Source organism: Pseudomonas sputi (genome assembly GCF_021603585.1).
Lineage (GTDB): Bacteria > Pseudomonadota > Gammaproteobacteria > Pseudomonadales > Pseudomonadaceae > Aquipseudomonas > Aquipseudomonas sputi.
Genome location: NZ_BQHI01000002.1, coordinates 113,846 through 126,616, shown reverse-complemented (window position 1 = coordinate 126,616; position 12,771 = coordinate 113,846). Strand labels below are relative to the sequence as shown.

12 protein-coding genes are annotated in these 12,771 nt (G+C 57.9%); 8 read left to right on the top strand and 4 right to left on the bottom strand.

Annotated features, from left to right (window positions below; all coding sequences use genetic code 11):
• Positions 1-192: 192 nt before the first annotated feature.
• Positions 193-2,148 (bottom strand): acetate--CoA ligase, encoded by a 1,956-nt coding sequence (gene acs / locus L6D81_RS03130; RefSeq protein WP_007951065.1) that lies wholly within the window; start codon positions 2,146-2,148, stop codon positions 193-195.
• 403 nt (positions 2,149-2,551) lie between these two features.
• Here acs and L6D81_RS03125 point away from each other — a divergent pair, with 403 nt between their 5' ends.
• The 5 genes from L6D81_RS03125 to L6D81_RS03105 all read left to right on the top strand — a co-directional run bounded on the left by L6D81_RS03125 (position 2,552) and on the right by L6D81_RS03105 (position 7,418).
• Positions 2,552-2,812, top strand: a complete 261-nt coding sequence (locus L6D81_RS03125; protein ID WP_011335542.1) for a DUF2790 domain-containing protein — start codon at positions 2,552-2,554, stop codon at positions 2,810-2,812.
• A gap of 555 nt (positions 2,813-3,367) precedes the next feature.
• Positions 3,368-4,618: a ribonucleotide-diphosphate reductase subunit beta gene (locus L6D81_RS03120; protein ID WP_007951068.1), complete on the top strand. Its 1,251-nt coding sequence runs from the start codon at positions 3,368-3,370 to the stop codon at positions 4,616-4,618.
• 348 nt (positions 4,619-4,966) lie between these two features.
• Complete coding sequence (locus L6D81_RS03115) at positions 4,967-5,497, top strand: BRO-N domain-containing protein (protein ID WP_236178102.1); 531 nt, start codon at positions 4,967-4,969, stop codon at positions 5,495-5,497.
• Between the two features lie 114 nt (positions 5,498-5,611).
• On the top strand, positions 5,612-6,325 hold the full coding sequence (locus L6D81_RS03110; protein WP_236177870.1) for an HNH endonuclease: 714 nt from the start codon (positions 5,612-5,614) through the stop codon (positions 6,323-6,325).
• A gap of 106 nt (positions 6,326-6,431) precedes the next feature.
• Positions 6,432-7,418, top strand: coding sequence for a hypothetical protein (locus tag L6D81_RS03105; RefSeq protein ID WP_236177869.1), 987 nt, complete (start codon positions 6,432-6,434; stop codon positions 7,416-7,418).
• Positions 7,419-7,421: 3 nt separating this feature from the next.
• Here the strand turns inward: L6D81_RS03105 and L6D81_RS03100 are convergent, their stop codons facing one another.
• Entirely contained in the window at positions 7,422-8,618 is a 1,197-nt protein-coding gene (locus tag L6D81_RS03100) for a hypothetical protein (protein WP_236177868.1), read from the bottom strand.
• Between the two features lie 63 nt (positions 8,619-8,681).
• Entirely contained in the window at positions 8,682-9,497 is an 816-nt protein-coding gene (locus tag L6D81_RS03095; protein ID WP_236177867.1) for a sulfite exporter TauE/SafE family protein, read from the bottom strand.
• Between the two features lie 112 nt (positions 9,498-9,609).
• Between L6D81_RS03095 and L6D81_RS03090 the strand changes: the two genes are divergently transcribed.
• A complete protein-coding gene (locus tag L6D81_RS03090) occupies positions 9,610-10,377 on the top strand; it encodes an AraC family transcriptional regulator (protein WP_236177866.1) in 768 nt (255 codons plus the stop codon).
• 93 nt (positions 10,378-10,470) lie between these two features.
• Positions 10,471-10,782: a helix-turn-helix domain-containing protein gene (locus L6D81_RS03085; protein WP_236177865.1), complete on the top strand. Its 312-nt coding sequence runs from the start codon at positions 10,471-10,473 to the stop codon at positions 10,780-10,782.
• Between the two features lie 38 nt (positions 10,783-10,820).
• On the opposite strand, the gene L6D81_RS03080 is transcribed toward L6D81_RS03085, so the two are convergent.
• Complete coding sequence (locus tag L6D81_RS03080; RefSeq protein ID WP_236177864.1) at positions 10,821-11,873, bottom strand: MBL fold metallo-hydrolase; 1,053 nt, start codon at positions 11,871-11,873, stop codon at positions 10,821-10,823.
• 214 nt (positions 11,874-12,087) lie between these two features.
• Here L6D81_RS03080 and L6D81_RS03075 point away from each other — a divergent pair, with 214 nt between their 5' ends.
• The gene (locus L6D81_RS03075) at positions 12,088-12,696 is read left to right on the top strand and encodes a TetR/AcrR family transcriptional regulator (RefSeq protein ID WP_236177863.1); all 609 of its coding nucleotides are present in this window, start codon (positions 12,088-12,090) and stop codon (positions 12,694-12,696) included.
• Positions 12,697-12,771 lie beyond the last annotated feature (75 nt).

Below are 12,771 nucleotides of genomic sequence, written 5' to 3'. Positions count from 1 at the left end.
AGAATCCCCCGTAACGGATCGCTCCCACGCTCCGAGCGGGAATGCAGCCCGGGACGCTCTGCGTCCCACGAGCGGACGCAGAGCGTCCAGGGAGGCGTTACCAGGCGGAGCGTGGGAACGATCACACCAGAAATGAAAAAGCCCCGCCCGGCGCAATGCCGGTCGGGGCTTTTCAGCCTTCAGACCCGCCGCTTACGCGACGTTCATGGTCTTGTGCGTATCGATCAGATGCTGCACCACACCCGGATCGGCCAGGGTGGAGATGTCGCCCAGGCCTTCGTACTCAGCCGTGGCAATCTTGCGCAGGATGCGGCGCATGATCTTGCCCGACCGGGTCTTCGGCAGCCCCGGCGCCCACTGGATCACGTCCGGCGAAGCGATCGGCCCGATCTCCTTGCGCACCCAGTTCTTCAGTTCCAGGCGCAGTTGCTCGCTCGGCTCTTCGCCATTTTTCAGGGTGACGTAGACATAAATGCCCTGCCCCTTGATGTCGTGCGGCACACCGACCACCGCCGCTTCGGCGACTTTCGGGTGAGCGACCATCGCACTTTCGATCTCGGCAGTGCCCATGCGGTGACCGGAGACGTTGAGCACGTCGTCCACGCGACCGGTGATCCAGTAGTAACCATCGGCATCGCGACGGGCGCCGTCACCGGTGAAATACATGCCACGGAAAGTCTTGAAGTAGGTGTCGACGAAACGGTCGTGGTCGCCGTACAGAGTGCGCGCCTGACCTGGCCACGAATCGAGAATCACCAGATTGCCTTCGGCCTCGCCCTCGATGATGTTGCCGAGGTTGTCCACCAGCGCCGGCACCACCCCGAAGAACGGACGTGCCGCCGAACCCGGCTTCAGCGCATGAGCACCCGGCAGCGGGCTCATCATGTTGCCGCCGGTTTCGGTCTGCCACCAGGTATCGACGATCGGGCAACGGGATTTGCCGACATTCTTGTAGTACCAGTCCCAGGCTTCCGGGTTGATCGGCTCGCCCACCGAACCGAGCAGACGCAGGCTGCTGCCGTCAGCGCCTTCAACGGCGGCGGTGCCCGAGGCCATCATCGCGCGGATCGCGGTCGGCGCGGTGTAGAGGATGTTGACCTTGTGCTTGTCGACGATCTTCGCCACCCGGGTGATGTCCGGGTAGTTCGGCACGCCTTCGAACAGCAGCGTGGTCGCACCGTTGGCCAGCGGGCCGTAGACGATGTAGCTGTGACCGGTGACCCAGCCGACGTCGGCGGTGCACCAGTAGATTTCCCCCGGACGGTAGTCGAACACGCGCTCGTGGGTCATGGCTGCGTACAACAGGTAGCCGCCAGTGGTGTGTTGCACGCCCTTCGGCTTACCGGTGGAGCCGGAGGTATAAAGGATGAACAGCGCTTCTTCGGCGCCCATCTCTTTCGGCGCGCAGACAGTGCCCGCCACTTTCATCAGGTCTTCGTACCAGATGTCGCGATGCTGGTTCCACTTGATGTCGCCGCCGGTGCGCTTGCACACGATGACTTTCTGGATGCTGCTGGTTTCCGGGTTGGTCAGGGCGTCGTCGACGTTGGCCTTGAGGGAAATCTTCTTGCCGGCACGGATGCCTTCGTCAGCGGTGATCACCACTTTCGAGCGGCAGTCGATGATGCGACCGGCCAGGGCTTCCGGCGAGAAACCGCCGAACACCACCGAGTGAATCGCGCCGATTCGGGTGCAGGCCAGCATGGCGACCACGGCCTCGGGGATCATCGGCATATAAATGGTCACCACGTCGCCGCGGTGCACGTCCTGGCCACGCAGGGCGTTGGCGAGTTTGCACACTTGCTCGTGCAGTTCGCGGTAGGTGATATTGCGGCTTTCGGAAGGGTCGTCGCCTTCCCAGATGATGGCGACCTGATCGCCGCGCTCGGCCAGATGACGGTCGAGGCAGTTATAGGAAACGTTCAGGGTGCCGTCGGCAAACCACTTGATGTCGACATGGTGATCGTCGAACGAAGTCTGTTTCACCGTGGTGAAAGGCTTGATCCAGTCGAGGCGCTTGGCTTGTTCGCGCCAGAAGCCGTCAGGGTTGACGACCGACTGTTGGTACATGGCTTTGTAGGTCGCCTCGTCGGTCAGCGTATTGGCCAGAACCTCGGGACGAACGGGATACAGGGAAGCCGCACTCATCTTTCCTACCTCGGTGTAATAGTTGTTTTTGTATGACCCTGTTGTAGCCGGGGCGCCCGTATAGAACCATTCGACGATGGTAGTAACAAGCCCCTACAAAATGTGGCGATTGCCGCGAACCCCGTCGGCCACGGCCTTTCAGGCATTGGCTCGGGCCGGGAAATTTTGGTTTTCGGGGATTGTTACCAAATCTGCCAAAGGTGTTTATCAAAACCGGGTCTGTTTACCCCTGCCCCGTCTCCCTAAAATTCACCTCGCCGACAAGGCAAAGCGATTAACAAGGTTACAGCCCCCACGAAGGCCGTTAATCCAGTTCTGAAGCAACAAACCCAAATGATGAAGTTCCACACGCAACCCCAAAAAGGTTGCGTGACCCCACTCGACCTCAAGAAGGTAAATTCAAATGAAAGCTTTATTGGTTCTGGCCCTCAGCAGTCTGTGCGCAACCGCCATGGCAGACGAGGTCCCGACTGATGTCGCACAGCAACAACCGGCCATCGAGGAATACACTTACTCCACTCACCTGGACATCGCCAAAGTTGTTTCCATGAGCGAAGTTCCGAATGTCTGCGAAGTTGTTCCGGCAAAAATGGAGTACGACGACTCCAAGGGTCAGCGTCATATCCTGCGTTACAGCATCATGGGCAACGGCTGCACCAATTGATGCGTTGAGACTGCACCGAATCGGATCACTCGGCGTAACATCGAGGGTCGATTCCAGCCCGGCTTCGGTCGGGCTCAGTTGTGTTTGAAGCGGCGCAAAAGGGTTGCAAAACACAAGATATAGTGAAAAACGCGGTTTTTTGCTCGTTTTTTGAGCAATCAATCACACGCCAAAAAATTAATGAAAAAAAATTCTCTCAGGCCAATCCCGGCGAAAGCCCTGTAAACCCTCGCTCCGATCGAAATCACCCGCGCGCTCGACCGCCCTGCGCTGTTTCGCCCTCCCCCACGCCCGTGTTTTTTTCCCTATAATGCCGCCCTAATCGGGTCAGCAATATTCCCTTACAGGGATCAAAGCCATTCTGAAGCCCCGCAGCAGCGACAACGCTGACCTGCGCCCGTCAGAGGCTCTCGGAAACCCGTAAAAATTTTCTGTTTATTGCCTGCGTAGCACCGCTGCAAAAAACGACATCCAACGCGGCCTGTACGGCCGTGTGAAAAACCAACCAATCAGTTTTCACACGGGCACAGGCCCTCACGCAGGAGACGACACGTCATGCTGAGCTGGGACGAATTCGACAAAGAAGACAGTGAAGTAGCAGCAGTGAAAGGCGCCAACGCCGGCCACGCTAGCGAAGCCAACATGGACCGCCTCGACAGCGCCGGCGGTGCCGCCGCCCTCGAAGCCCGCGCCGTGACCGCCGAAGACTCGGCCGCCGTGGCCCGCGCCAAGGCTGCACTGGATTCCCTCGACGTCGCCGAAGGCCTCGCCGAACTCGAAGGCTCCGCAGCCCGTGTCGCCGTTGACGAAAAGCGCATGATCAACTGCCGCGCCGACCTCAACCAGCTCGTGCCATTCAAGTACGACTGGGCCTGGCAGAAATACCTGGACGGCTGCGCAAACCACTGGATGCCGCAAGAAGTCAACATGACCGCCGACATCGCCCTCTGGAAAAACCCGGAAGGCCTGACCGACGACGAGCGCCGCATCGTGATGCGCAACCTCGGCTTCTTCTCCACCGCCGACTCCCTGGTGGCCAACAACCTGGCCCTGGCCGTGTACCGCCTGATCACCAACCCGGAATGCCGCCAGTACATCCTGCGCCAGGCGTTCGAAGAGGCGATCCACACCCACGCCTACCAATACTGCATCGAATCGCTGGGCATGGATGAAGGCGAGATCTTCAACATGTACCACGAGATCCCGTCGGTCGCGAAAAAAGCCGCCTGGGGCCTGAAATACACCCGCGCCATCTCCGACCCGGAATTCAACACCGGCACCGTCGAGACCGACAAAGAGCTGCTGCGCAACCTGATCGCCTACTACTGCGTGCTGGAAGGCATCTTCTTCTACTGCGGCTTCACCCAGATCCTCTCCATGGGCCGCCGCAACAAAATGACCGGCGTCGCCGAGCAGTTCCAGTACATCCTGCGCGACGAATCCATGCACCTGAACTTCGGCATCGACGTGATCAACCAGATCAAAATCGAAAACCCACACCTGTGGGATGCCGAAATGAAGGAAGAAGCTTCGCAGATGATTCTGCAAGGCACTCAGCTGGAAATCGAATACGCGCGTGACACCATGCCTCGCGGTGTGTTGGGTATGAATGCTGCGATGATGGAGGACTACCTGAAGTTCATCGCTAACCGTCGTCTGTCGCAGATCGGTTTGAAGGAAGAGTACCCAGGGACGACCAACCCGTTCCCTTGGATGAGCGAGATCATGGACTTGAAGAAAGAGAAGAATTTCTTTGAGACTCGTGTGATCGAATACCAAACTGGTGGTGCTCTGAGCTGGGATTAATAGTCTCGTTCGCCACGATTTGACGATTGCTGCTTGAGTCGTCGAATTGAGAAAGCAAAAAGCCCCGATTTGATCGGGGCTTTTTTTATTTGCGGCTGTTTGTACTTTTCCGTCCCTACGTTACAGCGCTCAATCTCCTACAGCACTTACAGCCGCTTCGCATTGAAGCCAACTGCAAGCACCTCTAAGCTCGATTGCAGGTGCCTAAGAAACACCCGACGTAGAAAGCTTGGCCAGTTACACAGACGCTTATAACGTCGGTGGAACTGCCCCGCTCGTTGGGATTTCTTAAGTCCACTCTACGTTGGGGCCAGGCCCTCCAAAAATCTAAACGTAGAGGTAATGGATATGCCCGATCCTTTTTCTGTAACCGTCTTCACTCGTCACAACCTCGCATTACACGCCCTTCTGCTCGAAAACCAACCGTGGTTCTGCGCCCGCGATGTTGGCCGCTTGATGGGTTTCCATCTGTGCGAACGCATGGTCAATAAGCTAGACAAGGATCAACGTCGTGTTTTGTGGATTGAATATTTTCGGCAACCCGAAAAGCAGTTGATGCTCAGCGAGTCTGGTGTGTATGCGCTGCTGGTGTATCACTACGTTCCAGGGAATCGTTTGTTGCGTGAGTGGTTAACTCTGCAGGTGGTGCCGGCCTTGCGTGATGCAGAACACGCGGGACACTCAGAACGGCCGATGTTGAGCTTGTTGGATTGGCCGGAGATGTCGTTGAGTCTGCTGCATTGGCAGGATGAAGGCTGGATTCGGCTGCGGGATATGCCTTATCTGCTGAACGATCAGACGCAACGACGGACACCGGCGAAGCCTTGGTGGAGAAAGGTTGCGCAGGTGTTTCAGTCTTCAAGGCATTCCATGGGTTAGTGATGGTGGTTGTAGGACTTCGCGAGATCTGTCGTTATTTTCTGTAGGAATTTTCGTAGACATCAGTAATGGCCACTCAGTATCGTCCGAGGGTTTTCAACCCTCGGCGATTGTATGGACACCTCGAAAGAAAAAACTGGCTGGAGTGATGAGGAGCTAGAAGCTTCTGTAGACGCTTATCTGAAAATGCTGGTTCTTGAACAACAAAATCAGCCATTCAATAAAGCGGACGAAAATCGACTCTTGCGAAAAGGCCCGCTAAGCAAACGCAGCGCCTCGTCAGTCGAGTACCGCATGCAGAACATCTCTGCAGTAATGGATCAATTGGGGCTGCCAAGAATTACAGGCTATGTTTCGGCAAAAAATCTCGGCTCCGGTGTCATTGCGCGTATCAAAGAGATCCTGGCTAAAAAAGACATGGAAGCCATACGAAACAGCTCACGAGGAGGTGCTCAGCTGACTCGACTCCGGCTGGTCGAACCTTCCGCTCCTGAGCTGAATGATGCGCCTCCGGGTGTATTAAACCCGAAGCTGACTAACGCGACGGTAGTTAGGCTTTCGCGCAAATTAAATGTGAAAAAATGGGTTCTAAAACGTTCTCAGGGCATTTGCGAAGGATGTGGCCAAAAAGCGCCATTCCAGGATGCTGATGGCAAACCATTTCTTGAAGTTCATCATTTGAAACATCTTATTAACGGCGGGACAGACCGTACGAGCAACGCAGTAGCCCTGTGCCCGAACTGCCATCGACGTTGCCATTACTCGAGCGACAAAGATGAGTTCACTGCTAAGTTTTATAGTAGCGTCGAGGGATTAGAGGCCGAATAGCTACAGGGTATTCGGCAGTCAGCCAATTAGAACTCGTTAACCCAGTTGTCCGTTTTGGGGCAGCTTCACAAAATCCCCTCCCCCACTCAAGGACCCGAGCCCCACCATGAAATTCGACCTCGCCTACTGCCTCAGCCTCGACGACAAACTGTCGATCTATGACGTTCGCGATCTCAATTTCGATGAAACGGTGGCGTTCGATTCTGCGAAGGAGCATTTCCAGTGCCCCAACGACGCCTGTCGTGCGGCGTTCGATGCTTCCAACGAGTTGGGTACGTTCAACGCCAAGAACGTGAATTACGTGCGCACGCCGCACTTCAAGAATCTGCCCGGTACGCAGCATGTGGCGGGTTGTCCGTATGTGAGTTTGAAGACGTCGGCGTCGGGGGTTAAGGCGGCGGATGGGGAATTGGATGACGGGCGGGAGGAGCATTTCCCGTCGGAGTTGTTGCTGACGCGCCGTGAGTATGTGCGCAAGCCTGCCGCGCCAGTGGGGGCGGCGGATGTGTTGCGGGATGATCCGGTGCGGGTGGCGACTTCTCCCTCAAAAGAGTCGCCGAGTCGTGAGACGGCGCCCGACAAGACCAGTGTTTTCGCTCACCCCGTGGAGTGTTTTGTGTCGAACTTCGCGGACAAGGATTTGCTCAAGCGCATGCCGTTGAAGATTGGCGAGCATACGGCGCCGTACAGTTCGTTTTTCAAGAAGATCGAGTACTTGATGGACAACAAGGGGCTGATTTACTGGGGCCGGATCAAGAAGATCGAGGACTTTCACAGCGCCAGTTTCCGGATCGATTTCGAGGACAAGGTCTGGTTCAAGAAACCGGATGACAGCAAGAAAAAGCCTTATCCGGTCAGTGTCTATCTCAACAAAAAGCTGATCGACAACTACCGCAAGCGCAAGGCGTTTCTGGAAGAGATCAAGCATGCGATCGACAGTGATAAGGAGTTGTTCTGCTTCTTCTATGGCGTGACGCCGGAGTTGAAGCAGGTGCCGGGCAAGAAGACCCCCGAAAAGCCTTTCGAGGTCTTCAATGCCAATATCGAGAACCTGGATCACTTCATCATTCGTGAAGCGCCGGGGCTGGCGTGAGGGTTAGCCCTGGGGCAGTTGCAGTTTGACGGCGCCGGGGTGTTGCTTGATCAGGGAGTACGGCAGGATCGACCACTCCGGCGCATCGCAGGCGCGGGCGACGCGAGCAAAGTAGGCGTTCAGGTACAGGCCTTTCGGGGTGAAGTGCCAGGACGGATAACCCCAGATGCTGTCATCGGTGTAGTCGCAACTGTCTTCATCGCCGTCCGCCGGTTTCTTCATTTCATCTGGGTAGAGCACGGTGAGTTGTTTGATCAGCCACGGCACCAGCACTTCGCGCTGATAAGTCGAGCGCGCTGCACTTTCTTGTTCGTTCAGCGGCTGATCGCCCAGGCTGTCGCGCTCGGCGTGCAGCAGAGGTTTGCCCTCGCCGACCCACAACACATCTTCCAGGGACAACGGATGGCCGGTGTTCACGTCGATGTTCAGCGGCGAATCGCCGAAGTCCGGGTGCGCGCCGCCGCAGTAATAACTGGTCGAGATACTCAGGCTGACCACGGCCGGCGAGATCAGTTGCGGTTGGGCCTGCTGCATGAACTCGACGTTTTCTCCGCCCTGCAACTGGCAGCCGTGATAGCTGATGACTTCGCTCCACAAGCGCCCGAGCAACTGTTGGTTGACCCGTTGCAGGTCATCTTTCGGCAGGCCGAATTCCACGGTAAACAAGGCAATCTTCGACTCGGGCTCCGTCCACCATTGCAGGGTGTAGCCCATGAAGTCTTCTTTCTTTGTGGCTTTGAGCTTGAGCCCCTGTAGCCGCAGGTATTCATACGGCTCGCTGGCGGGCAGCGTGGCGATGAAGGGCAACGTGGTGGCGGTCGGCGCTGCGAGTTTGGCCTCGGTGAGTTGTACCGCAAGTTTTTTGCCCTGAGGGCTTTGCCATTCGCCCTGCCAGCCGTCGGCGGTTTCCTCGAGCTTGAGGGTCGGCAGCGGCTTGTCATCGCCGTAACGATTGTTGCCCTCGACCAGCGTCAGTGTGCTGTCCTGCAACGCGCCGCTCAGAGGCAGATCGCGATGATATTTCTCGTAAAAGTAACGACCGGTGACTTCGTCCTGCTGCTGGGTGTTGAGCTCAACCACAATCGGCGTCTTGCCCAGCGTGCCGGTAAACACACGTCTGCCATCGTCAGCCTGAGCGGTGGAAAGCAGTGAAAACAGCACGGCGGCATATGGCGCCAGGCGCAACAGTCCCTTGAGCATGGATCGATCCCTGAGTGAATAAGGCTGCGGAGTATGCAGAGGATGCGCGCAGGAATCGAGGTGCTACTTCAGTGTCATGCCCAGCATCACGATGATGAGTAGCGCGATGTACACCCACGCATGCACCCGATCCGGTATCCGCCCGATCCACGGCGTGGCCAGTCGAATCCCCAGCATCGCGCCCAGCGTCAGCACCACAAACGCCAGCAAATCCACATACCCGATAAACCATGGCCCAAATTTTGTCTCGCTGAGTCCCGCCATCGCCATGTAGGTCAGGGTTCCCGCCAATGCCACCGGCACACTCAGTGGGTTGGCCATCGACGTCGCCTGCGACATGCTCAACCCGCAACGCCGCAACAACGGCACGGTCATGACGCTTCCTCCTACGCCAAGGAAGGTTGCGATGGCGCCGATGCCTACACCGCCGCCAGAAGTTTCCACCGTTCCCAGTCGCCGTGGGATAACGCCTTCGGACTGCGTAAGAAAGCCGCGTCGCAGCAGGCAGTCGACAATCGTCACGCCGAGGTAGGCGATGAAGGCATAGCGGATGACTTCGCCGCTGACCCACACCGCGGCGATTGCGCCGACGACCGCGCCCAATCCGATGAACCCGCTCAAGGGCCACAGGTAATCCCGGATGAGGTTGCCGGCGCGGCGGTGTTTGCCGGTTGCGACCAGTGCGTTGACGATCATCACGCAGGTCGAGGTGGCGACAGCGATGTGCATCGCCGATTGACTGATCGGCTCGTCGGCGCCGTGGCTGGCGGTGAGCATGCGGTATAGCAGCGGCACGACGACGAAGCCGCCGCCGAAGCCGAAGAGCACGGCGGTGACGCCGGTCAGGCAGCCGAAGAGTGTCAGCAGAAGGTAGAACATGGCGCGTCGTCCGTAGTTTGGGAACAGTCGACGATAGAGCCGCGGCGCTTGGCCTGCTTCAGCAACTCAGCCAATAATGTTTGCGTTTACGCCAACTGCTGGATGCCGCTCGATGCGCAATGTTTCGATCAATCTGCTGGATGACACACCGCGCCCGGTGGTGGCGATCGGTACGGATTATTCCCACGGCTATCTGTTGCCACGTCATACGCATCGACGGGCGCAATTGTTGTACGGCGCGACCGGGGTGATGCAGGTCAGCACGCATGACGGCAACTGGGTGGTGCCGCCGCAGCGGGCGGTGTGGATTCCGCCGGGCGTGGCGCATGAGGTGTTGATGCTGGGGGTCAGCACGCGCAGTTTGTATATCGAGCCGGGGGCGGTGGTTCTGGGTGAGCGTTGTCAGGTGATCAGTGTGTCGCCGTTGATGCGGCACTTGCTGATGGAAGCCGTGGAGCTGCCGCTGACGTATGACCTGAGCGGGCGCGACGGCGTGCTGATCGATCTGTTGCTGCATGAATTGGTGCGCAGTGCACCGTTGCCGTTGCATATCCCGCTGCCGTCTGACGGAAGACTGCTCGAACTGTGTCAGACCTTTCTGCATCAGCCGAATGCCCATCAATCCCCCCAGCAATGGGCCGATCAGCTGCACGTAAGCTTACGCACCTTCAACAGAGTGTTTCGTCAGCAGACCGGCCTGAGTTTCAGTCAATGGCGCCAGCGCGCCTGCGTGGTACTGGCGCTGGCACGGCTGGCGGCGGGTGAAGCGGTGACGCGGATTGCCCTGGATTTCGGCTATGACAGCCCGGCGGCGTTCTCGACGATGTTCCGTCGGATCCTCGGTCAGCCACCGTCCGTCTGGTTGGAGGCGGCGAACTAGGGCAAATCAAAAAATGCGTTTGATCCCGGCCGAAAACAACTGTACAAAAACACAGTACATTTTCCATCAGCACTCTCGAGCCCGGAGCACACCATGGCCTCTTCAGCGATGAACCTCATCCTCGAACGTATCGCCCTTTTCCAGTTCACCCCCACCCATTGCGCCCAGGCCCGAGGGATGTTGGGCTGGAGCGTTGAACAGTTGTCGCGAGAGGCCAAGGTTTCGGTAGACGACATCCAGCGGTTCGAAGCGCAGCAGGACGTGGCGGATGCGGCGCGGCTGGCGTTGACGTATCGGTTCGAGGCGCAGGGGCTGGTGTTTTTTCCGGGGTTTGCACCGGGGCGTTCGACAGGCAATGGTTCGACAGCCGAATCAGTGCGTGGGGATTATGCGATGGCGGAGTGATCCGGTTCGCCTCATGGAGGCGAACCCGCATCAGTGAATCAGGCCCCTTGAACCACCACCTCACTCTCCCCTTCAACCGCCAACCACCACGCACTTCCACGTTGGGGTTGTGCCAGGTTGAAAGCCTCGCCCATTTGAGGCGTGGTAATGGAAACACTGCGCTCCCAGGCCAGCGCAAGTATGCGGTCGAAGGGTTCGTGCCAGGCATGCATCGCCAGGTCGAACGTGCCGTTGTGGATCGGAAACAACCAGCGGCCCTTGAGATCGATGTGGGCTCGCAGGGTCTCTTCCGGCTGCATGTGCACGTGAGGCCACTCGACGTTGTAGGCGCCGGTCTCCATCAGGGTCAGGTCGAACGGGCCATACTGTTCACCAATGCGTTTAAAACCGTTGAAGTAGCCGCTGTCACCGCTGAAGAAAATCCGTGTATCGCCGTCGATGATCACCCACGAAGCCCACAAGGTCTGGTTGCCATCAAACAGGCCCCGGCCGGAAAAGTGCTGCGACGGGGTGGCGATGAAGCGGATGCCGGCGATTTCGGTGCCTTGCCACCAGTCGAACTGGCGAACCTTGCCGGCATCGATGCCCCATTTGATCAGGGTGTCGCCGACGCCCAGCGGGGTCAGGAACACGTTGACTTTGTCCGCCAGTTTCAACACCGCTTCATAGTCGAGATGGTCATAGTGGTTGTGCGACAGGATCACCGCTTCGATCGGCGGCAACTCGTCGATGCTGATCGGCGGCTGATGGAAGCGTTTCGGGCCAGCCCATTGCACAGGCGAGGCGCGCTCGGCAAACACCGGGTCGGTGATCCAGAACTTGTCTTGCAGTTTGAGCAGCAGGGTCGAGTGACCGAGTCGATAGACGCTGTGGTTGGGAGCGGCGATCAGGTCGGCGCGGGTCAGTGGCTGCACCGGGATGGCTGCCGCCGGCCGAGTGTTGCGTGGTTTGTGGAAGATCATGTTCCACATGATGCGAAGCATCTTGCGCAAGCCTTCGCGCTGCACCGGCGCGTGGTTGCGGAAAGTCCCTTCGGCCTGGCGCGAAGCTTCAGGTGCAGGACTAACCGCGGGAGAAATTGATTTGGCCATGACTGAAAAACTCCAGGAAACCGCGCAATTCACGGCTTTCCACGGTGGGACGATAAATGGCCAAGGCACGCACGCATCAGCCGGGCATCTGGTTTTAGGGTTCACCGATTAACGCAACATTACACTGACCGGTGTACTTTCTAGGTTGCATCAAACCCGATGACAAGTAAACTGCCGAGTGTAATTCCACCCTTTTCCTGCCCGAATCGAATTTATGACAGCTCCCCAGCGCCTCACCGACCGTAAACGCGAAGCCATCATCCAGGCCGCGATCGCCGAATTCCGCACCAACGGTTTCGAGGTCACCAGCATGGACAGGATTGCGGCCACCGCCGGGGTGTCAAAGCGTACGGTGTATAACCATTTCCCCAGCAAGGAAGAGCTGTTCGCCGAAATTCTCAACCAGTTGTGGGCCAGGATCAGCACCGAGCACGTCGTGTCGTATCAGCCCGATCAGCCTTTGCGCGATCAATTGCGAACGATGCTGATGGCCAAGCTGCAGATGATGGCGGACGACAATTTCATGAATCTGGCCCGTGTCGCCATCGCGGCCGCGATCCACTCGCCGGAACGCGCGCAGAACATGGTGGCGCGCATGGGCGAACGTGAGGAAAGCGTGACGGTGTGGATTCGCGCCGCCCAGGCGGACGGTCGGCTGAAACCGGTCGATCCGGCGTTCGCCGCCCATCAGGTTCAGGGGCTGCTTAAAACCTTCGCCTTCTGGCCGCAGATCTCCCTGGGCCAGCCCTCGCTCGACAGCACCACGCAAAATGCTGTGGTCGACGCTGCACTCGACATGTTTCTGGCCTGCTATCAGCTCTAGATCAGGCCTGCGCCACGGTAAATGGCTCACAAGGACAGTGAGTTTTCCCGCTGGAATAAATGACAATGTCTGTCA

Coding starts and splice junctions, on each gene's coding strand:
- acs (WP_007951065.1), bottom strand. CDS start 2,148: ATGAGTGCGGCTTCCCTGTATCCCGTTCGTCCCGAGGTTCTGGCCAAT.
- L6D81_RS03125 (WP_011335542.1), top strand. CDS start 2,552: ATGAAAGCTTTATTGGTTCTGGCCCTCAGCAGTCTGTGCGCAACCGCC.
- L6D81_RS03120 (WP_007951068.1), top strand. CDS start 3,368: ATGCTGAGCTGGGACGAATTCGACAAAGAAGACAGTGAAGTAGCAGCA.
- L6D81_RS03115 (WP_236178102.1), top strand. CDS start 4,967: ATGCCCGATCCTTTTTCTGTAACCGTCTTCACTCGTCACAACCTCGCA.
- L6D81_RS03110 (WP_236177870.1), top strand. CDS start 5,612: ATGGACACCTCGAAAGAAAAAACTGGCTGGAGTGATGAGGAGCTAGAA.
- L6D81_RS03105 (WP_236177869.1), top strand. CDS start 6,432: ATGAAATTCGACCTCGCCTACTGCCTCAGCCTCGACGACAAACTGTCG.
- L6D81_RS03100 (WP_236177868.1), bottom strand. CDS start 8,618: ATGCTCAAGGGACTGTTGCGCCTGGCGCCATATGCCGCCGTGCTGTTT.
- L6D81_RS03095 (WP_236177867.1), bottom strand. CDS start 9,497: ATGTTCTACCTTCTGCTGACACTCTTCGGCTGCCTGACCGGCGTCACC.
- L6D81_RS03090 (WP_236177866.1), top strand. CDS start 9,610: ATGCGCAATGTTTCGATCAATCTGCTGGATGACACACCGCGCCCGGTG.
- L6D81_RS03085 (WP_236177865.1), top strand. CDS start 10,471: ATGGCCTCTTCAGCGATGAACCTCATCCTCGAACGTATCGCCCTTTTC.
- L6D81_RS03080 (WP_236177864.1), bottom strand. CDS start 11,873: ATGGCCAAATCAATTTCTCCCGCGGTTAGTCCTGCACCTGAAGCTTCG.
- L6D81_RS03075 (WP_236177863.1), top strand. CDS start 12,088: ATGACAGCTCCCCAGCGCCTCACCGACCGTAAACGCGAAGCCATCATC.